Here is a 21,805-nt window from a genome sequence, read left to right as displayed (position 1 = left end):
CTCCTGTATTCTTACGCTTGGCTAGCGCAAATAATGTAGAATTCTCTAAAGATAAGCTATGATTCTTCTTAATTATTTATTCAATAACAGCGCTTATGGATTTATGTTTATTGCTTAAGAAAGCGATATATTTCTAATCCAATATGTCCAAACGCCTCTAATGAATCAATTTCCCCTACACCCTTTGAAAGAATAGAAGCTATCATTTTTCTTTGCCCAACGTAGAAAATGCCAATATCATGGCGAATACCTAAAACATTTCCAGTCTTGTGAGCTATTTCAAATTCCTTTAAAGTACCAATAATTGGTCCATCAATTAATTCTATTTTACTCGGTAGGGTATGACGGATTTGCTGTTTTTTCATGATATCTATCATCTGTTCACAGGCATGAATAGAGACTATTTTACCCGTCACAAGTTTCTTTAACATCATTGTCATCTCTGCAGCAGTAATTTGATTGAATTCCTTTCGATCAACTGAACCAATCATCATTTTGTGATAATAACAGCTCTTCTCCAACCCAATATTCTCCATCTCTTGTTGAATTTTTTCTGTTCCAATTAAATCGACTAATAAGTTGGTAGCTGTGTTATCACTTTGAATAATCATCAATGTGATGAGATCATATATCGCAACACTTGTACCCGGGGTCATATACTGTAAAACCCCGGACCCGCCAACGATATCCTCTCGCTTTAAAACTACTTTTTTGCTAAGCTCCATTTCCCCATTATGGCTAGCAGCAAAAGCCGCTATCATTATCGGAACCTTTATCACACTTGCTGCATAAAAAAGCTCGTGCTCATTAAGCTCCCAGCTATCATTGGTATCTAAGTCTAGTAAGGAAATTCCCCATAAACCTCCAGCATCATCGACTACTTTTTGTATTGTTTCTGTTAATGATTTCAAATTCGTTCTCCCCAGTTTTGACATATTAATCTTTTACGAAGTAAGTAGCTCTGGAAGTTTATGCATATTTAGTGTTATAGGCTAATTCAATCATGACAAGTGTCGCTCGATATGCTTCAAGCATGTCCTTGGCCTGATATTGAACCATTGTTGTACCCGGAATAATTTCCGTTCCAGGCATCATGCTTGCCCACTCCGCTGCACCATAATTAACAAATTCCACACGAATGGTTGGGTTTGTTGGTGGAATAAGAGGCTCGACTTGATCACGGTATGTTATTGCTTGCTTGACCTTTTCTTGTAAAAGTTCCCCTGCTTTTTTAGGGGTTAAACTCTTTGTTGCAGAGCGTGATATAGCTTGTTTGACAATAGCAGTAGTAACATTAGGAATAAGCTCCTCAGCTTCTATTGCCGTTTGGTCATCTCCAGAAACAAGCAAAATTGGAACACCATAATGACCTGCAACAAATGCATTCATACCAAGCTCTCCAACCTGTAGGTCATTAACATAAAAATTTCGGACCATATGGATCATCGAGTGTGACATAACTCCCGGCATACCAGCACGTGAATGATAACCTATGAACATTGCGCCAGAAAAACTATCATCCAGACCATGAACCATGGAATACGTTTTCACGTCTCCTGTAATTAGTTGTGCATCTGGATGTAATTGATCAATCAGTATATTATTCATTTTCATGTGACTATCATTTACTAACACTTCACTACAGCCGTTCTTAAATGCGGCACCAATGACATAATTCGTCTCGTCAGTCATTATTTTACGGGCACGCTCATAATTATGCATGGAAGCGCTAACATAAGTGTAATCAGGTAAGCCGGTTATTCCTTCCATATCAACTGATAGGTATAGTTTCATAACATGTCCCCTTTAATTCGTTATATTAAATTATATGATAGGATTTTTTTAGAAATGAGTGGTTATTTCGCGCTGTTATTTTCGGAAATAAAAAATGGGCTATAAATCGAGCTTTAGGAGAGATTTTGTATAGATGTTGTCTCGACGATTCCCATTTTCAAAGTAGTTGTATGTTCTTTTTTGTTGACTATATTGTACATATTGTTTCAATAAATTGCAAGATTATTATTAATTTTTACATTAAATGGTATATTGTGAAGGTTCTGCTGCTTTTAGTGGTAAATAAGTGGAAATATGCACTCAAATTCCTTATTATTGTCAAAAAAAAAGAAGTACTCAGAGAGTACTTCGTATCTACTATTCTAGTTATCCTATTAATTAAGACAATTCTGCGACAATACCTACTTTATATGGGTTAACAACATCACCATTTTCGTCTACACGTTCGATGTCCGCTCCTAGGCTTGCTAGTTTTCCAGCCAAGTTCACATAGCCACGGTCTAAGTGTTTTAGTTCCGTAACTCGTGTCATTCCTTCTGCACGAAGCCCAGCAAGAATTAGCGCAGCTGCTGCACGTAGGTCTGTTGCGGCAACCTCTGCACCTTGAAGTTCTGAAGGTCCTTCAATAATAACACTGCGACCTTCAATCTTCATTTTTGCATTCATGCGACGGAATTCTTCTACATGCATAAATCGATTTTCAAAAACAGTTTCAGTAATAACACTTGTGCCATGGGCACATAACATTAATGCCATCATCTGTGATTGCATATCTGTTGGAAATCCTGGATGTGGTAGTGTTTTAATATCGGTTGCTTTTAAAGCATCTGGCCCAATTACTCGTAAGCCACTGCCCTCTTCAAGAATCGTTACACCCATTTCTTCTAATTTAGAAATAATCGGTCTTAGATGTTCACTAACAGCATTCTCTATTAAAATATTACCACCGGTAATTGCTGCTGCAACCATGAATGTTCCTGCTTCAATTCGGTCAGGAATAATGGAATGCTCGGTACCATGCAATACTTCCACACCGTCAATTCGAATGGTTTCCGTACCTGCACCAATCACCTTTCCACCCATCTTATTCAAGAAGTTGGCTAGGTCTACAATCTCAGGCTCTTTTGCAGCATTCTCAATAACTGTTCTTCCTTCAGCTAAGGCAGCAGCCATCATAATATTTTCTGTCGCACCTACACTTGGTACATCTAGATAAATTTTCGCACCCTTAAGTCTACCTTCGACATGTGCTTCGACAAACCCATTTCCTACATGGACACTAGCACCCATCGCCTCGAAGCCTTTTAAATGCAGGTCAATCGGTCGCGAACCAATCGCACACCCACCTGGCATTGCCACATTTGCATGGCCATAACGAGCAAGTAAAGGACCCAAAACAAGAACGGAGGCACGCATTTTTCGAACATACTCAAATGGCGCTTCCGTCTTTAACTCATTTGAAGCATCAATAACAACTGTATTATCTTTAAAGTCAACATCAGCATTCATATTTCGTAACACTTCATTAATAGTATAAACATCAGCTAGAACTGGGACTTCATGAATGACACTTTTTCCCTCACTAGCAAGAATACTCGCAGCAATTACTGGTAAAACAGCGTTCTTTGCACCCTCAACATAAACATTACCATTCAATTGCTGTCCGCCTCTTACGATGATTTTTTCCATATTTCAAATCTCCTTCAGATCCAATTTCCCTATATTAATATTCATTTATTAGGATAGGTGTTCCAATCATATATTGGACATCACCATTGCCAATGTCTTTCATTACTATCTGAACATTCACTGGCTTATCCTGAATGGTAATATTCCTGCTCCATAACGCAGTATAACCATATGTATTTTCTATATTTCTTGTCGATTTTAGATTGTCTTTTTCTGTAGTTAAATATCTAATTTTTAGTTTTTCAGTAAAACTTTCTACTATATAATCATCATTAATTATAGCACTAGGTCTAGATGACATACAAGAGAATATTTTTGCCTCTTTAGTAAAATATTCGCTTCTTACATCAAAGTAGATATTTAGAAAAGAAGATTGGATATCTCCCTCCCATGAGTCACCCTTTATGGTAACAACTAATTCAGGTTTGTACTGCCTATCTTTAGGAATCACAGCATTATAGCTTACGATAAGATTACTCTTTTTATGAGTGTCCTTAACTGAATAAATAATACTGTTTTCATTTTCTTTTTTCACGACAGTATGACTAATACTTAATTCCTCAATTAGTTTCTTCAACTGTTTATGCCCCTGATGTTCCTTAATTATTACTTCCCAGCTATCTATTTCCAATTTGCTATCTATCATTATATCTGCTAAAAGTGGTAATTCAATTGACTCCGTCTCCATTGCCATAACATTGTTAGCGATAATTAAAATTAATAGACAGGCTAAATATACCCTTCTCATACTAGTAAATCCCCCTCGCTCAACTTATACATTAGTATGAACAAGAGAGATTCAAAACATACCTATATTAATAGATTACTAGAAAGAATTGAATTGATTAGAGTAGAAAGAGCAGATCTTGAGACCATTGTAGGAATTCAAGAAAAAAACGACTTACCCCACTGCCAATCACTATAGTTAAAAATAGGATTAGGATTTGTGCTTCTCTCCCTCTACCTTTGCGAATTAATGGTTCAAAATTAATCGTTTGCATTAATCGCCAGGTAATATAAATAAATACTACATGCGATATTATGCTCATTACTGCAATTTGGCCAATTGACAACATCAAAACCACCCTATATGAATAACATTCTATATAGTACTGTGCCATGCACGACAAGAAAAGTCAATTAAAGAAGAGACTATTCCTTCGACAAGTTGAGAGAAAAATTCCAGATATTATTCACATTTCCCGGGAAATATCGACAACCTTAGGGAACTTTGTTATATCCATTTTGATAAATTTATTTTATAAAGTAATTGGTTCACATTTTGACAATCCTTATTGTATTAATTGCATTTATAGAGTAATTTGGATTGAATTTATTAATTACATGTTGATGTTTGTAGAAATTCGTATTCGTTTTAAAATTTATATTGCGTGGGAAGAGATTAATTTATAGTTGAGAGGTCTTTTTGCGAGTTAATATTCTGAATTCAGAGGGTATTTAAAACAGCAAAGACTCCCACAACCAAACAGGTAGCGGGAGTCTTCATTATTATGAATTTTGAGCAACATCCAGACGGTTGACTGCTCTTCGGAGTGCTAATTCTGCCCTTAAGCGATCAATGTGATCATCGTTTGAATTTAGGCGTTTCTCGGCACGTTCTTTTGCTGCTTCTGCACGTGCAATATCAATATCTGAAGGTTTTTCTGCAGACTGTGCAAGTATTGTTACTTTGTCTGGGCGAACCTCCAAAAATCCGCCATTTATAGCTAGCTTATCCTCACTTGAATCACGCTTTAAGCGAACAGCTGAGATTGCAAGTGGTGCAACCAATGGAATATGCCCTGGTAAAATACCGAGTTCACCATTTTCTGCTTTACAGCTAACCATTTCATACGTATCTTCTAATACAGGGCCATCAGGAGTAACAACACTCACAGTTAGTGTTTTCAATGTAACCCCTCCTAAAGACTATAGGGAATTCCCTAATATGTCTACTTATTATTCCATGCTTTTCGCTTTTTCAACTACTTCTTCAATGCGACCAACGAGGCGGAATGCATCCTCAGGTAGGTCATCGTATTTACCTTCTAAAATCTCTTTAAATCCTTGAACAGTTTCTTGTACTGGTACATAAGATCCCGGTTGACCAGTATATTGTTCTGCTACGTGGAAGTTTTGAGATAGGAAGAACTGGATACGACGTGCACGAGCAACTGTTAATTTATCATCATCTGAAAGCTCATCCATACCAAGGATTGCAATGATATCTTGTAGTTCACGGTATTTTTGCAGTGTTGCCTGAACCTCACGTGCTACTCGATAGTGCTCTTCCCCTACAATTTCAGGGTCAAGGGCACGTGATGTTGATGCTAGTGGATCCACCGCTGGATAAATACCTTGTTCAGATAGTTTACGATCTAGGTTTGTTGTTGCATCTAAGTGAGCAAATGTTGTTGCAGGTGCCGGGTCTGTATAGTCATCGGCAGGTACATAAATCGCTTGGATAGATGTAACAGAACCTTTTTTAGTTGATGTAATACGTTCTTGCAATTGACCCATTTCTGTAGCAAGTGTTGGTTGGTAACCAACCGCAGATGGCATACGACCTAATAAGGCAGACACCTCTGAACCTGCTTGTGTGAAACGGAAAATGTTGTCAATAAATAGTAGTACGTCCTGACCTTGTTCATCACGGAAATACTCAGCCATTGTAAGACCAGTTAAGGCAACACGCATACGTGCACCTGGTGGTTCGTTCATCTGACCGAAAACCATTGCAGTTTTAGCGATAACGCCAGAGTCTTTCATCTCATAGTAAAGGTCGTTACCTTCACGAGTACGCTCACCAACGCCTGCGAATACAGAAATACCACCATGCTCTTGTGCGATGTTGTTAATTAATTCTTGGATTAATACCGTTTTACCTACACCGGCACCACCGAAAAGACCGATTTTACCACCTTTGATATAAGGTGCTAGTAAGTCAACAACCTTAATTCCTGTTTCAAGAATCTCTGTCTCTGTTGACAAATCTTCAAACTTAGGAGGCTCGCGGTGAATTGGATCTAAACGAATTCCTTCTGGCAATTCTGAATCCAAGTCAATTTTTTCTCCTAATACGTTAAATACACGACCTAATGTAATGTCACCAACAGGTACAGAAATCGGTCCTCCGAGGTCTTCAACTTCCATGCCACGTGTTAGACCATCTGTTGATGCCATAGCAATCGTACGGACAGAGTTATCACCAAGGTGAAGTGCCACTTCAAGTGTTAGTGATCCTCCCTCTTTTTTGACAACTAGTGCGTTATAAATTTCAGGAAGCTTGTCGTCATCGAATCGAACGTCAACGACTGGTCCCATTACTTGTGTAACGTGTCCTAAACTCATCGATTTCCCTCCTAACATACTTTCATCAAGATTACTCTAATGCACTTGCTCCACCAATAATCTCGGTAATTTCCTGTGTGATTGCTGCTTGGCGTGCACGGTTATAGGACAAGGATAAATCATCAATCAATTCAGAAGCATTATCACTTGCACTACGCATAGCCGTCATACGTGCAGCATGTTCACTTGCTTTAGCATCCAGTAATGCACCATAGATTAAACTTTCGGCATACTGAGGTAGTAGTACTGCTAAAATCTGTTCCTCACTTGGTTCATATTCGTACTGGCTGCTTGATCCGGAATTATTCATATCTTCAATAGGCAATAACTGTTTCGTAGTTACAACTTGAGATATTGCACTTACATAATGGTTATAAATAATGACTAACCGATCAATTTCCCCATCACTGTACATTTGTACGGTTTCAGAAGCAATATCCTTAATCGTAGCAAATGCTGGCTGGTCCGGTAGACCAGTAATACTTCTAGCAATTGGAAAATTACGCTTCTTACAGAAGTCCACTGCCATTCTACCAATGGCAATCACAGTATATTCATCTGTAGAATTATGATTATCTTGAATGGCATGATTCAAATTCCGTAAAATATTTGCGTTATATGCACCTGCAAGTCCACTGTCTGCAGTAATGGCGATATAACCTACCTTTTTCACCTCGCGGGTTTTTAGCATTGGATGATCAGCATCGGTATGCTTTGCAATACTTGCAACAACCTCTTGCATTTTTTCACTATAAGGAACAAATGCTTTAGCATTTTGCTCTGCCTTGTTCATCTTTGCCGCAGAAACCATTTCCATTGCTTTGGTGATTTTTTTCATCTTTGTTGTAGAATCAATACGTTTTTTAATATCTCTAAGTGATGCCAAGCTCTTTCACCACCCTTTCGTAGCAAAGTACGGGGGCAAAAAGCTAGAGATCATCATCTCTGCTCTTTACCCAATCAATCTATAAAGGTAATTATTTTTGGTCAGAAGTTAAAAATGTCTTTTTGAATGCTTCTATAGCAGAAGTCATATCATTATCTTCTGGAAGATTTCCTGTATCACGAATTGTAGCTAATAATTCAGGGTGATTCGAATCTAACCATGCATTGAATTCAGCCTCGAAACGAGTAATGTCTTCAACAGGAATATCATCTAGGAATCCTTTCGTTAGAGCAAAAATAATCATAACCTGATACTCTACCTTAAGTGGTGCATGCAGTCCTTGCTTCAGCACTTCTACCGTACGAGCACCACGATTTAATTTTGCTTGTGTCGCTTTATCAAGGTCTGAACCGAACTGAGCAAATGCCTCTAGTTCACGGAATGATGCAAGGTCTAGACGTAATGTACCAGCAACCTTTTTCATTGCCTTGATTTGTGCAGAACCACCAACACGTGATACGGATAGACCTGCGTTAATAGCTGGGCGTACACCTGAGAAGAATAGGTCAGATTGTAAGAAAATCTGTCCATCCGTGATAGAAATTACGTTCGTTGGAATATATGCAGAGATATCGCCTGCTTGTGTTTCAACAAATGGTAGAGCAGTTAAAGAACCGCCACCTTTTGCATCACTTAATTTAGCAGCACGCTCCAGTAAACGTGAATGCAAGTAGAATACATCCCCTGGGAATGCCTCACGACCTGGAGGACGACGAAGCAATAGGGATAGCTCACGATAGGCTGCAGCTTGCTTCGATAGGTCATCATAAACAACAAGCACATGCTTGCCATTATACATGAACTCTTCCCCCATCGTTACGCCTGCATATGGAGCTAGGTATAATAGTGGTGCTGGGTCAGATGCACCAGCAGCAACTACGATTGTATAATCTAATGCACCATATCGACGGAAAGTTTCAACAGTTCCACGAACAGTTGATTCTTTTTGACCGATAGCAACATAAATACAAATCATATCCTGGTCTTTTTGGTTAAGAATCGTATCAACTGCAACCGTTGTTTTACCTGTTTGACGGTCACCAATGATTAACTCACGCTGACCACGGCCGATTGGTACTAATGCGTCAATCGCTTTAATTCCAGTTTGTAATGGCTCATGAACAGATTTACGATCCATTACTCCTGGTGCTGGAGATTCAATTGGACGGAATTTAGTTGTTTCAATTGGGCTACCACCATCAATTGGTTGTCCTAATGGATTAACAACACGTCCGATTAATTCCTCACCTACTGGTACTTGCATGATTCGTCCTGTACGACGAACTTCATCGCCTTCTTTAATCTCTGTGTAAGGGCCAAGGATAATGATACCGACGTTAGACTCTTCTAAGTTCTGAGCCATACCCATTACACCGTTTGAAAATTCAACAAGCTCTCCAGCCATGACATTGTCAAGACCATGAGCACGTGCGATACCGTCACCAATTTCAATAACTGTTCCGACATCACTTACTTCAATATCTGAATCGAAATTTTCGATTTGCTGTTTTATCAGTTTACTGATTTCTTCAGCTTTGATGCTCATACCATTTCACCCCTATCATCAAATGTTCGTTAGAAAAACTCACATTCGCTCGCTTTTTGGCGAATGTGGTAGTTTTTCTTATGCAGAAGGAAAGTTTATATACTTTCCTAACTGCCAAGTTTCATATTTTGCTCAATGCGTCGTAATTTTCCACTTATCGTTCCATCGTAAATGGTGTTTCCCATTCGGATCTTCATACCACCGACAATGGATGGGTCAACAATATTTTCTAGCTTGACCACCGATTTATTAAGACGTTTTGCAAATGAGGTTTCCAACTCTGCTTTTTCTGCATCTGATAACTTACGAACGGAATATACTTTACCTTGTGCAATTCCTGAAGCATCATTGACAAGTGCTACAAAAGCATCAACAATCTGAGAAACAATTCCTATACGATGACGTTCAACTAGAAGTTTTAATGTGTTTAAGACGTCGACTGAAACTCCTTTGAATACTTCATCAAGGAATAACCTCTTCTTTTCGTTTGTAACACGTGGATGGATTAGGAATGCATTTAACTCCCTATTCTCATGAAAAACCTGATTCACAACACGTAATTCTTCTGTAATTTCACTAAGTGTTGCTTTTCCACTACCGAGTTGAAAAAGAGCATCTGCATAACGTTTGGCAACTACTGCTTCACTCATCGCTCTTCTCCTACCTCTTTAATATAGTCATTGATTAACTTTTCTTGATCTTGTGCACTTAGTTCTTTTTCAATTACCTTACTTGCAATTAGAACAGATAAGGACGCAACTTGATCTTGAAGTGCTTGAAGTGCTTTTTCTTTTTCGTTTTGAATTTCTTCTTGTGCTGCTTTTTTGATACGATCTGCTTCCTGGCGAGCTGATTCGATAATATCTTGCTCTTGCTTCACACCAGCAGTTTTAGCATCTTCTATAATTTTTTGTGCTTCTAATTTCGTTTGTTTTAACTGATCTGCCGCTTCTTTTGCTGCCTTTTCAGCATCTTTACGGCTCTTTTCTGCAGCTTCAATTTCATTCGCTACATATTCTTCACGTTTTTTCATCATGTTCATTACTGGTCCCCAAGCGAACTTTTTCACTAGGAATAGTAATAGTGCGAAGAAAAATAGCTGAACGAGCATGTCACCAACATGGAATCCCCAGATTACTACTGACGAGTATATAGTGAATGCCTGCACTGAATTCACTCCTTTCAACCTGATTCAAACAATCAACAAAAGTGTTCACGTAATCATTCTAGTAAAAACAACGGCGAAGTTTCATGGGAAAGTCTTCGCCATTATCAAGTTTAATTATCAAATTATTACATTACCATTAATGCGATAACTACTGCGATGATAGGCATAGCCTCTACTAGACCTACACCAATGAACATTGTAGTTTGAAGTGAACCTTTAAGCTCAGGTTGACGAGCGATTCCTTCTACTGTTTTACTAACGATTAAACCGTTACCAATACCTGCACCAAGTGCCGCTAAACCTACCGCTATTGCTGCTGCTAATGCTCCTGACATAATATAAATCCTCCTCATAATATATAAATAATTTTTTAATATTTTCCGGTTTTAACAGAATACTATTAAAACTGGTTAATTAATGAATTAGTGTTCCTCACTTACCTTATGGGAAATGTAAACCATAGATAGCATTGTGAAGATAAATGCTTGGATTCCTCCAATAAATACAGAGAATCCTTGCCATGCTAAGAATGGAATTGCCCCACCTATAAATCCTAATACTCCAGATGAAGTTAAGCCTACTAATAATGCTAGTAATACCTCACCGGCATATAGGTTACCAAATAGACGCAAGCCTAGTGTCAAGGTGTTTGCAAACTCTTCAATTAGTTTTATTGGAAATAAAAACGGTAGTGGACGAAAATAATCTTTGATATATTCTTTTCCACCGCGCAGTTTGATTCCATAGAAATGAGATAAGACGATTACCATAGCTGCTAATGTTAGGGTTAAACCTGGATCGGCAGTTGGTGATTTCCACCAAGTGCTATTTTCATATACTCCATTTGTGACAACACCAAGCATATTACCAACTAGAATATAAGAAAATAGTGTTAGTGCTAATGGTAAGAATAGCTTACCAGTCTTCCAATCCATCGTGTCATTTACGATTCCCTTAACAAAATCTAGAATCCATTCCATCACGTTTTGAGCACCAGTTGGTTTCATTTGTAGCTTTCTAGCACCTAAAACCGAAAGAACAAATACAATTAATGATGTTACAATAATCATAAATACATTCGACAAGTTGAAATCAAGCCAGCTAATTCCAAAGACGTCATGTACTATCGGTGCCCCATGATCCATACTTATTCACCCCTCTTTCAAGCACTATCCTTATTTTTAAAAAGAATAAAGTCTATCATAATGACTATATAAGAAGTCATTAATCCAATTATCACTGCAATCATTTGAAAATACTCTTCATAACGAAGGGCAATAATGACTGCTAAAGCAACTGCTGCTAATCTTGAAATGGTACCTATTCCTCGTGCCTTTTCTTTCTTTGCTACTGCTTCTGTAAATTCAATTGTTTTCTTTTGTAATAGATATAGATTGTAGAAGCTAATGGTGCTTCCCAAGAGAAGCCCGAGGAAAATACGCATATAAGGAGTAAAGCCTGCACCAAGCACGAATATCGCTAGTAGATAGAGCATCCATTTACGCTGACGGGTCATCATCATTTCATTGGTTGTCATTTGTTACTCTCCCGCTTCCGTAAATTTCTTAACAGTTGCAACCATTCCATAGATTCCGGCTGCTAGCCCTAGTAATAAACCAATTATTGTGAAAATTGGTTTTGAGGAAACTAGTTTATCGAGATAGATACCAGAAAATATTCCTAGAATCGTTCCACCTGCTAAATTAGCAGAAACCGCACTTGCTAACACAATTGCTTTTTGTGGTTTAATCCCCATACGAAAACCTCCTCTAGTAAGAGATTACTGGGGTTACATTTCAATAAATTTTCAAGTATGTGAAGGTATGTAAAAAATCAAGACAGAACTACCAAATTATACTTGAAAACCCTATCATTCCACACTAAGTCAGTTTACCCTAGCAAGCGTTAACTTGTCAATTGATATCCAAGGAATTTTGACATATTTCACGCCTACCAATTTTTGTCCAGTCAATTAACCTTCAAATAGGATTGCCTGTGATGAATATTACTTACATTTATTATATAGGAATAACGAGTTCCAGTTAGTGACAGTTTTGTGAACGAAAGTGTCTCAGTTAAGCATTCAATCTAGGAATGGAGAAATATTTAATTTTTGTTTAGATTATGATTCTCCTATTATGTTTGCAGTGCCATTCGGGTAGTCATGTTGAGGCATGGGGCAATTATACTGCTAAGCACATGTAAGGAGAGGCCAGCTATTTTCATCATGAGTTCGGCGACTCCGCTGTGATCCAGCGAAGTTCGGCCGAATTTTCTTGGATATACTCCGTACTCTGTTTGTTTCCAAAAGGTTATTTAAAACGCCTTAACTACTTATTTTATCAATTACTACCAGGTTCAATCACCAATTCTGTTTCATAGCTTTCATACGTTCCATCTTCCAATTGAACAGTAATCACGGCTAAATAATTACCAGGTTTTCCGAGCTTCCTTTTTTCTACATACCCTTCATTCAACCCTATCTTGGTATCCTCCAGGTGGAATAAGGTTCTATCGAAAATTAAGGTCTGTGGATCATATAGCTCCACATCTACATTCTGAGTCTCTTCTGTAAGATATAGTCTGTAGATAAATTCTTCCTCTGAAAAAGGTTTAAGTGTAAATTCGAATCCTACTGCCTTCGGATAATCAGCTGTTTCATTTATAAATAAATAAGGAAGGTGGTAGGAATTCTTTTCTGATTGCAACTCTAGCCACCCTTGATGTATCCCTTTGTCCAGAAGTGGAGAGGTTATTCCAAGCTTAACAGGAATGTCTCTTTTCTCACCTGCTTTCACTGTAAAAGAAAGAGGTAAATTCCAGTGGAGACCTTTTTCCTTTTTAGGAACATGAAAGGAAAAACTTCTTGTTTTATTGGAAGTGTTTTCAATTGTGAGCATTACGGTTTGTTCTTCTCGGTAATCGTTAATTTTCCCAAATGCAATTGATGGATTATATATAATGACCGGTGCATTTATCGCGTCTTTTGGATTAATTTTTCCCATCCCTTGAACAATTGGCTCTAATGGGGTTCCTTTACTGTCATTTACCCTAATAGCAGTTGTTTTAATCGCACCAAAGATTTTTTGATTGCTCCAGCTAGGATGTGCTTCCTTCATCAGTGCGATAACTCCTGATACATGTGGTGCTGCCATACTTGTACCCTGTAATGGTAAATAACCTCCTGGGACAGTGCTTAATATATTTGTTCCAGGTGCGAGTATATCCGGTTTTATTTCCCAGTTAATGGTAACTGGTCCTCTGGAGCTAAAGGCTGCAATACCGTCTTCTGTTTTTTCATAGATTGTTTCAATGTATGGATGTTTGTTTTCCTCCATGTACTTTTTCAGCCATTCACCATCTTTTTTAGATAGTGAGATAACTGGAATCTTAACTGGTTGTTCATCATTCGTAATTGCACCTTGAAATGGGTCGTCCTCATTGTTATATATAATCGCGGCAATCGCGCCTTTTTCTTCTGCTTGTTTGGCTAAATCATAGAAGGGAATTTTTCCACGTTGAATGAGAGCTATTTTTCTATCTAAATCTGCTGCATTTCCAAGAGCTATTTCATAATCCTTTGAAAGTCTCCAAGGAACGGATCCCACCATTGGATTAATCGGTATTTTTTTATCCTCAAAGGCAGGAGATAGTATTGGGATGGTTTGCGCGTTAGCAAAAGCTCCTACAGCAAGGGCTTTTGATGCAGTTGCTGGGGCACCTACCGTCCAATTATCTGGACCACTATTTCCATTTGCAATCACAACAGCTACACCAAGCTCGCTTGCACGATTCACTGCTACACTAGTTGGATAATCAGGTCCATTAACGGAATTACCAAGGGAAAGATTAATAACATCTACCCCATCCTTTACTGCCTGCTCCATAGCAGCGATAACCTGAACGGAGGTTCCGCTTCCACCAGGGCCAAGTGCGCGATAAGCACGAATTTCCGCATTCGGTGCAACTCCCTTCATTGCTCCATTTGCCGCGATAATTCCCGCTACATGACTTCCATGCTGTGTTGGCATGCCTTCTGCCTCAAGTGTTTCCATTGGATCATCATCTAAATCTACTAAATCATAACCACCTGTATAGTTCAGCTTTAAGTCTTGGTGGTTATAGTCCACCCCGGTATCAACTACACCAACAACAACACCTTTTCCCGTATATTCAGTATTATTAAGTGCTTCTGGTATTACAATATCTGGATTATCCTTTAACAGTTCATCAATAGAATTTACAGGTTCAGGGTTTACTCCATCTTGTTCATGTTGAAACCATTGTTGCGTATTATATGTTTGTACGGAATGGATAGCCTTCACAAAGCTTAGGGTTCCCATTTTTTCTAAATCCTTAGGTGAACCTTGTAAGGCTATACCTTTGAATAATTTTGTATAGGTGGCAACTACATTGATAAAAGGATAATATTTTTCTAGGTATTTCTTATGCTCCATCGGATTTCCTTCTACTTCAATAATGATGGATTGTTGTTTTTCATCTGGATTTGCGCTCGTTGGGTTAATCCCCATAACTGCTATGTACAACATTATTAACAACACACTTCGCATAATACGCATATTTTCCCCTCCTATCCTCCTAGTATTTGTTGTATAGACGGGAAACATACATAACGTTGCTTAACTCCCTTATATGAAAAGGCTGATTTCCAGAACACTTTTCTGGAAATCAGCCTTTATATCTTAGAGTGTATGGAAATAATTCAAAATCGCATCGGCAATACGTCGAGTTGCTTTTCCATCTCCATAAGGATTGGTTGCTTTAGCCATTTGATCGTGTAAAGCTTGATTCATTAATAATTCATCAGCCAATTTAAATATAGTATCTTCATCGGTTCCTGCTAGCTTTAGGGTACCTGCTTCAATTCCCTCTGGACGCTCTGTTGTATCTCGAAGCACAAGAACAGGTACACCAAGTGAAGGCGCTTCTTCCTGAACACCACCCGAATCAGTTAAAATCAAGTAGGAATGTGCTGCAAAATTATGGAAGTCAACGACATCAAGTGGTTCAATTAGCTGTATTTGCTTATTATTCCCGAGTATTTCATTCGCAGTTTCTTGTACAACTGGATTTAAATGAACAGGATACACCACTTGGATATCTTCATGTTTTTCCACTAACCGTTTAATCGCACGAAACATTTGTTGCATATTACTTCCCTGATTTTCTCTACGATGTGCTGTTAAAAGGACGAGACGTTTTTCGCCAAGTGCCTCTAATATCGGATGGGAATAAGATGCATTTACAGTAGTTTTTAATGCATCAATTGCCGTATTACCAGTTACATAGATGTGTGCTTCAGACTTATTTTCTTCCAATAAATTATTCTTGGATTTTTCAGTAGGAGCAAAATGTAAATCTGTTAAAATACCTGTTAACTGACGATTCATTTCTTCAGGATATGGAGAATATTTATTCCATGTCCTTAAACCAGCTTCCACGTGTCCGACGGCAATTTGATTGTAATAAGCAGCAAGTGATCCGGCAAAAGTTGTACTTGTATCCCCATGTACTAGGACTATGTCTGGTTTTGTTTCTTTCATCACTTCGTCCAAGCCTTCCAGTGCACGAGTTGTAATTTGTGCAAGAGATTGATTTGGTTTCATGATATTCAAATCAAAATCAGGCGTAATGTTAAAAATTTCTAAAACCTGATCTAGCATTTCCCGATGCTGAGCTGTTACTGTCACAATGGTTTCAAACTCTTCTGGTCGATTTTTAAGTTCAAGAACAAGTGGAGCCATCTTAATTGCTTCTGGCCTTGTCCCAAAAATAGTCATAACCTTAATGCGTTTTGGCATCCTTTTCCTCTCCGATAAGCTAATTATTTTGTACCAAACAAGCGATCACCAGCGTCTCCTAGTCCTGGTACAATATACGCATGTTCATCTAATTTTTCATCAAGTGCCGCTAAATAAATATCCACATCAGGATGTTCATTTTTTATCTTTTCTACACCTTCTGGAGCTCCGATTAAACACATTAGACGAATATTTTTAGCTCCTCGCTTTTTCAATGATTCGATTGCATCACTAGCAGATCCTCCAGTTGCAAGCATTGGATCAATCACGATTAGCTCACGCTCATGAATATCAGAAGGCAATTTTATGTAATATTCTACTGGCTTCAGTGTTTCTGGATCACGATATAAACCGACATGTCCTACCTTTGCAGCAGGAATTAATTTCACCATTCCATCTGTCATACCAAGCCCCGCACGCAAAATTGGTATTAAACCAATTTTTTTACCAGCAAGCACTTTGGTCTTCATTGTTGTAACAGGTGTTTCTATCGTTGTTTCCTCAAGTGGCAAATCACGCGTAATTTCAAATGCCATAAGCATTGCTACCTCATCCACTAATTCCCGGAACTCCTTCGTTCCTGTATTCTTATCTCGAATATAAGACAATTTATGTTGGATTAACGGATGATCTAGAACATGTACATTTCCCATTTAGCGGTCACTCCTTCTTTTTATTTACATCTTTAAAATTGTACAGAAAAAATAAGACTTATTCAAGGCTAAGGTCTGGAATATAAAGTAGACAGAAGTTTATTTTCAGGATCACGCTATTTAAAAGATTTTTTTGGTTAGGAGATGTTATGGAGGATTTGTGAATACGTTTCAGAAGTATGTTCCCAATCTGTATAAGTGAGCTCTGAGCTTTGAAACTATTTTGTCGAAATTCATAACGATATGACCACACTTTGATACTATCTCCGAATTTCATAACAATGTGACCACTTCCATATACCGTGTAAGCAATAGACTAATTTATACTTATTTACCGTCTTATAAACAAATAAAGGACACCATAACAGGTGCCCTCTCTATCATTTTATACATACAAAGGTGATTTTTCTGTTAAGGCTAGTACGCGGTTAGCAGCCTCGTTAAGAATTTCTTCGTTTTCATGGTTTTTTAATGTCATGGAAATGATGCTTGCAATTTCACGCATCTCTTCTTCTTTAAAGCCACGAGTTGTGACAGCAGGTGTTCCAATACGGATTCCGCTAGTTACAAATGGGCTCTCGGTGTCAAATGGAATGGTGTTTTTATTTACTGTAATTCCGATTTCGTCCAATACATGCTCAGCAACCTTTCCGGTAATGCCTAGTGGTGTAACATCTAATAATAATAAATGGTTATCAGTACCACCAGATACTACTCGGATGCCTTCTGCAACTAAAGCTTCTCCAAGAACTTTTGCATTTCGGATAATTTGTTTACAGTATTCTTTAAATTCATCGGATAAAGCTTCTTTAAATGCAGTTGCTTTTGCGGCGATTACATGCATTAGTGGACCACCTTGCATGCCAGGGAATACTGCCTTATCAATTTTCTTCGCATGTTCTTCCTTACATAAAATCATTCCACCACGAGGTCCTCTTAATGTTTTATGAGTAGTTGTTGTAACAAAATCAGCATAAGGCACTGGATTTGGATGTAGACCAGCTGCAACAAGACCAGCAATATGAGCCATATCTACCATTAGGTATGCTCCAACCGCATCAGCAATTTCTCGGAATTTAGCAAAGTCAAGGGTTCTAGAATAGGCACTAGCACCAGCTACAATTAATTTAGGCTTCACTTCTTTTGCTTTTTCTAAAACAACATCATAGTTTAACTGTTCTGTTTCCTTTTCAACACCGTAATCAACGAAATTATATAGGGAGCCACTAAAGTTCACAGGGCTTCCATGGGTTAGGTGACCGCCATGACTTAGATTCATTCCAAGAATTGTATCACCTGGCTTTACTATAGAAAAATAGACTGCCATATTAGCCTGTGCACCAGAATGTGGTTGAACATTAGCATGCTCCGCACCAAATAATTCTTTTGCACGATCACGAGCAAGATTTTCAACAACATCTACAAATTCACAGCCTCCATAGTAACGCTTTCCAGGGTATCCTTCTGCATACTTATTAGTTAAAACAGATCCCATTGCCTCCATTACCGATTCTGACACGAAGTTTTCAGATGCAATTAGTTCGATTTTAGTTTGTTGGCGTTTCTTTTCCGCTAGGATTGCTTCTAATAATTCATTATCTGTTTGTTTTAAATGTTCCATTCGTTGTGTCCTCCCTGTCCTAAAAATAGGTACTATTTTTCTAATGATTGATATCCTTTATTGATAAACAGCACGGCTTCCACCAATTAGTTTGGGGCGTGTAAAGGCTGCATTCACTCGTGCCTTTCCTATGTATTGTTGATTGAAACGTAAAGGTACTGCCACATGTTTGAGGTGCATTCCGATAAGGGTTTCCCCAATATCTATTCCTGCATGTGCCTTTATATGTTCAACTACAACAGGTTTATTAAAATTCCTATATGCATAAGCAGCCATGGACCCCCCCGCTTTAGGAACTGGAATAACGGAAACCGCTTCCAATTCCAACTTCTCAGCAAGTTCTTGTTCAACTACTAGAGACCGATTCAGATGTTCACAGCACTGAAAAGCTAAATAAATGTCCTTCTTTTTTTGTAGTTCTTTCAAACCAGCAAAAATTTGGGAAGCTATTTCCTCACTTCCAGATGTACCTATTCGTTCTCCTGCTACTTCACTTGTGGAGCAGCCAATGATAAAAATAGAATCCTTTTGTAAAAAATTGGCCTCCAGGATTTCAGTCATGAGGGACTCAATATCGGCACGAATTTTTTCAATACTTAATTCCATCGTATCACCTATTCCATGCAGATAGGAAGACGAAGGGAGTCCCTTCGTCTAACATCTTAAAGATTTTTATCTTCGTAAGCTTTTATCTTTTCCAGTCTTCTTTCATGGCGACCGCCTTCGTATTCTGTTTCCAGCCAAGCTTGGACAATTTCCCTTGCTAAGCCAGGACCAAGAACACGCTCACCTAGAGCGATCATGTTCGTATCATTGTGCTGTCGAGTAAGTTTGGCACTATAAACATCATGTAATAAAGCACAACGAATCCCTTTCACCTTGTTTGCAGCGATGGACATTCCTATTCCTGTTCCACAGATTAGAATCCCACGATCAAATTCACCCTTCGCTACACGTTCTGCAGCGGGTAGTGCGTAATCTGGATAATCAACGGATGTCTCACAGCTACAGCCTGTGTCCTCATATTCAATACCCTTCTCATCTAATAAACTTTTTACCTCATTACGTATCGTCATACCTGCATGATCCCCAGAGATAATTACCTTCATCGTTTATCACTCCATTCATGTTGTATTATTTTACGTTAAACTTTTGGATTTGCTTGTTAAGGCCGCTTGCCTGTGTTTCTAATTCAAGAACCAGCTGGTCAACCTTCCCAATTGTTGCAGCTTGTTCTTGAATAGATGCATTGACCTCCTCCGCACCAGCAGAGGTTTCTTCGGCAATTGCTGCAACTTCCTGTGATTGTGATGCTGTTGCTTGTATGGATGCTAACTGTTGATTCACAAGGGATAATATTACATCAATTTCGGTTGCGACTTCTTCAACAGATTGAGACATTTGTTCAAAGGCGGTATTGGTTTCAACACCATTATTTGCCTCCTTGACTGTATATTGGACATTCTCATTGATTTTTTTCACAACCTGATTGACATCCTCTTGAATAGCAGTAATTAAACTCGAGATTCGTTGTACCGCTTGTGCACTTTGGTCAGCTAGCTTGCGAATTTCCTCTGCAACAACAGCAAAGCCTTTTCCATGTTCCCCTGCTCGAGCTGCTTCAATCGAGGCATTTAATGCTAGCAAATTAGTCTGTTCAGCGATTTCACCAACCATTGAAATGATCGATTCTACCTGTAGGGCATTCTCCTTTAAATGATCAACATCTTTCAATGAGGTCGCTTGCTCTTGTGCTAGGTTCTTAATACCATTAATCAACTGTCCAACTACCTGCTTACTTTTATCAAGCGTCTCCAGCATAACAGTTGACTTTTCTTTTGATTGACCTGCTTTTTCCTGAACCTTTTCTGCAAGAGAAGTAGCTTCTTCAACAGCTTCCACAGTAATCTGTATTGCCTCTGATGAACTTTCCGCACCCTTTGAAATCTCGTCTACTGCTGCACTAATTTGATTAGAGTGCTTCGAAACCTGATCAGCTGCTCCCTTTAATTCCAAAACAGACTGATTTGTACTATTAAAGTGTACATCAATATTATGTACCATTTCCTTTAAATTGCTTAGCATCGTATCAAATGACACACTAAGTGCACGAATTTCATCATCAGAATTCGGAATAATAACTTCCTGATTTAAGTTCCCATTAGCAACCTCAGATGCTACATGGGCAAGTCTATTTAAAGACTTGGTAATGAAACTTGCCGCAAAAAACGCTAATATTCCAGACCAGATAATTCCTAAGGATAGTGTAATAATCGTATATGCTTCCATGGATATCTGCCAAAATTCGACAACAAAGTCATACAAAAAATAAAGAAAAAAAGCACTTGTCGAATACGTAATAATGGCTAAAATTGTTGTAAAGAGTACAAGCTTTAATCTTAGACCTGAACGATATTTCTGCCTCATTTTGTTCTCCCCTAGCCTTTTATTTGTAATTTTTTAATTAATAATGTGATATAGTTATCTAATTCTTCCAATGTCTTTTGATAAATTGTAAGATTGCCACCAAATGGATCGGAAATATCATAATTTATAAGACTGCTTTCAAGCTGATTAATCTTGTCCAAGTCAGCCTGTAAATACTCTCTTAATTGTTGCTCAAGTGCCTTATAATCAAGCTTATTTCCGTGTTCGTGTAAAAATTGAGAACGTTTCAATTCATATTCTGCATAAAGCACTTTTAATTCTTCCCATATCTTTTTATCGGAATCGGAAACAAATTCTTTTAATGTATAATATTTTTCCTGAAAAATTGGAAACTCCATGATTAGAGATTGCTTATGCTGCGTTGTCATTGTCAAAACGACATCAGCCCAATTTAATAGCTTTTCATCAACAGGTTTCGAAAGGTGATCTAATCGAATCCCCTTTTTCTCCAGCACATCGACTGCATGCTTAGAAGCGCGTTGGTTTTTCGCAGCAAAAATACCTGCCGACTTCACTTCTGCTGTTGGCATTTTGTTTTTCAATAAAGCTTCAGCCATAGGACTCCGGCACGTATTTCCCGTACAAACAAATAAAATCCTCATGAAAGTACCCCCAATATAATCGGTTGGTATTACAACAAACGGATATCTCTAACTAAAATATAACATAGAATAAAATCAGTTGATAGCAAAAGGGGAAATGAATCCAAAGTTATAGAACCCTAAAAATTACTAGTACTATATACCCAGTTATTAATTCACAAATTG

General features: G+C 38.2%; 23 protein-coding genes. All 23 read right to left on the bottom strand.

What is annotated here, in order from left to right:
* Positions 1–107: 107 nt before the first annotated feature.
* Positions 108–911 carry a serine hydrolase gene (locus KI338_RS07430; RefSeq protein WP_212920373.1) on the bottom strand — a complete coding sequence of 268 codons (804 nt, stop codon included), beginning with the start codon at positions 909–911 and terminating at the stop codon, positions 108–110.
* A gap of 58 nt (positions 912–969) precedes the next feature.
* Positions 970–1,794: a D-aminopeptidase DppA gene (dppA, locus tag KI338_RS07425; protein ID WP_212920372.1), complete on the bottom strand. Its 825-nt coding sequence runs from the start codon at positions 1,792–1,794 to the stop codon at positions 970–972.
* Between the two features lie 378 nt (positions 1,795–2,172).
* Positions 2,173–3,483 (bottom strand): UDP-N-acetylglucosamine 1-carboxyvinyltransferase, encoded by a 1,311-nt coding sequence (gene murA / locus KI338_RS07420; RefSeq protein ID WP_212920371.1) that lies wholly within the window; start codon positions 3,481–3,483, stop codon positions 2,173–2,175.
* A 34-nt stretch (positions 3,484–3,517) separates the two neighbouring features.
* Positions 3,518–4,231, bottom strand: a complete 714-nt coding sequence (locus KI338_RS07415; RefSeq protein ID WP_212920370.1) for a YwmB family TATA-box binding protein — start codon at positions 4,229–4,231, stop codon at positions 3,518–3,520.
* 97 nt (positions 4,232–4,328) lie between these two features.
* Positions 4,329–4,559: a DUF1146 family protein gene (locus KI338_RS07410; protein ID WP_212920369.1), complete on the bottom strand. Its 231-nt coding sequence runs from the start codon at positions 4,557–4,559 to the stop codon at positions 4,329–4,331.
* A gap of 433 nt (positions 4,560–4,992) precedes the next feature.
* Entirely contained in the window at positions 4,993–5,394 is a 402-nt protein-coding gene (locus KI338_RS07405; RefSeq protein WP_212920368.1) for a F0F1 ATP synthase subunit epsilon, read from the bottom strand.
* Between the two features lie 48 nt (positions 5,395–5,442).
* The gene (atpD, locus tag KI338_RS07400) at positions 5,443–6,834 is read right to left on the bottom strand and encodes a F0F1 ATP synthase subunit beta (RefSeq protein WP_212920367.1); all 1,392 of its coding nucleotides are present in this window, start codon (positions 6,832–6,834) and stop codon (positions 5,443–5,445) included.
* Positions 6,835–6,865: 31 nt separating this feature from the next.
* The gene (atpG, locus tag KI338_RS07395; protein ID WP_212920366.1) at positions 6,866–7,720 is read right to left on the bottom strand and encodes an ATP synthase F1 subunit gamma; all 855 of its coding nucleotides are present in this window, start codon (positions 7,718–7,720) and stop codon (positions 6,866–6,868) included.
* A 91-nt stretch (positions 7,721–7,811) separates the two neighbouring features.
* The gene (gene atpA, locus KI338_RS07390) at positions 7,812–9,326 is read right to left on the bottom strand and encodes a F0F1 ATP synthase subunit alpha (protein ID WP_212920365.1); all 1,515 of its coding nucleotides are present in this window, start codon (positions 9,324–9,326) and stop codon (positions 7,812–7,814) included.
* 107 nt (positions 9,327–9,433) lie between these two features.
* Complete coding sequence (locus tag KI338_RS07385; RefSeq protein ID WP_212920364.1) at positions 9,434–9,976, bottom strand: F0F1 ATP synthase subunit delta; 543 nt, start codon at positions 9,974–9,976, stop codon at positions 9,434–9,436.
* Positions 9,973–10,494 carry a F0F1 ATP synthase subunit B gene (gene atpF / locus KI338_RS07380; protein ID WP_212920363.1) on the bottom strand — a complete coding sequence of 174 codons (522 nt, stop codon included), beginning with the start codon at positions 10,492–10,494 and terminating at the stop codon, positions 9,973–9,975. The genes KI338_RS07385 and atpF overlap by 4 nt, the downstream gene beginning before the upstream one ends.
* Positions 10,495–10,619: 125 nt before the next feature.
* Positions 10,620–10,829: a F0F1 ATP synthase subunit C gene (atpE, locus tag KI338_RS07375; RefSeq protein ID WP_280530738.1), complete on the bottom strand. Its 210-nt coding sequence runs from the start codon at positions 10,827–10,829 to the stop codon at positions 10,620–10,622.
* Positions 10,830–10,916: 87 nt separating this feature from the next.
* A complete protein-coding gene (gene atpB / locus KI338_RS07370) occupies positions 10,917–11,639 on the bottom strand; it encodes a F0F1 ATP synthase subunit A (protein WP_212920362.1) in 723 nt (240 codons plus the stop codon).
* A 17-nt stretch (positions 11,640–11,656) separates the two neighbouring features.
* Positions 11,657–12,031, bottom strand: a complete 375-nt coding sequence (locus KI338_RS07365) for an ATP synthase subunit I (protein ID WP_212920361.1) — start codon at positions 12,029–12,031, stop codon at positions 11,657–11,659.
* Between the two features lie 3 nt (positions 12,032–12,034).
* On the bottom strand, positions 12,035–12,250 hold the full coding sequence (locus KI338_RS07360; RefSeq protein WP_212920360.1) for an AtpZ/AtpI family protein: 216 nt from the start codon (positions 12,248–12,250) through the stop codon (positions 12,035–12,037).
* Between the two features lie 586 nt (positions 12,251–12,836).
* Complete coding sequence (locus KI338_RS07355) at positions 12,837–15,074, bottom strand: S8 family serine peptidase (protein ID WP_212920359.1); 2,238 nt, start codon at positions 15,072–15,074, stop codon at positions 12,837–12,839.
* 123 nt (positions 15,075–15,197) lie between these two features.
* Positions 15,198–16,316, bottom strand: coding sequence for a non-hydrolyzing UDP-N-acetylglucosamine 2-epimerase (wecB, locus tag KI338_RS07350; protein WP_212920358.1), 1,119 nt, complete (start codon positions 16,314–16,316; stop codon positions 15,198–15,200).
* 23 nt (positions 16,317–16,339) lie between these two features.
* Complete coding sequence (gene upp / locus KI338_RS07345) at positions 16,340–16,969, bottom strand: uracil phosphoribosyltransferase (RefSeq protein WP_212920357.1); 630 nt, start codon at positions 16,967–16,969, stop codon at positions 16,340–16,342.
* Positions 16,970–17,354: 385 nt separating this feature from the next.
* Positions 17,355–18,590 carry a serine hydroxymethyltransferase gene (glyA, locus tag KI338_RS07340; RefSeq protein WP_212920356.1) on the bottom strand — a complete coding sequence of 412 codons (1,236 nt, stop codon included), beginning with the start codon at positions 18,588–18,590 and terminating at the stop codon, positions 17,355–17,357.
* 57 nt (positions 18,591–18,647) lie between these two features.
* On the bottom strand, positions 18,648–19,196 hold the full coding sequence (locus tag KI338_RS07335; RefSeq protein WP_212920355.1) for a TIGR01440 family protein: 549 nt from the start codon (positions 19,194–19,196) through the stop codon (positions 18,648–18,650).
* Positions 19,197–19,252: 56 nt separating this feature from the next.
* Entirely contained in the window at positions 19,253–19,699 is a 447-nt protein-coding gene (rpiB, locus tag KI338_RS07330; RefSeq protein WP_212920354.1) for a ribose 5-phosphate isomerase B, read from the bottom strand.
* A 25-nt stretch (positions 19,700–19,724) separates the two neighbouring features.
* Entirely contained in the window at positions 19,725–21,017 is a 1,293-nt protein-coding gene (locus tag KI338_RS07325) for a methyl-accepting chemotaxis protein (protein WP_212920353.1), read from the bottom strand.
* A gap of 11 nt (positions 21,018–21,028) precedes the next feature.
* Positions 21,029–21,640, bottom strand: a complete 612-nt coding sequence (locus KI338_RS07320) for a low molecular weight protein arginine phosphatase (protein ID WP_212920352.1) — start codon at positions 21,638–21,640, stop codon at positions 21,029–21,031.
* Positions 21,641–21,805: the final 165 nt, after the last annotated feature.

Origin of the sequence: Ornithinibacillus bavariensis (assembly GCF_018333235.1) — a bacterium.
GTDB classification, from domain to species: Bacteria; Bacillota; Bacilli; order Bacillales; family Amphibacillaceae; genus Ornithinibacillus; species Ornithinibacillus bavariensis.
Note: the sequence above shows the minus strand (reverse complement) of the source record. Positions and strands in the feature narration are given on the sequence as shown.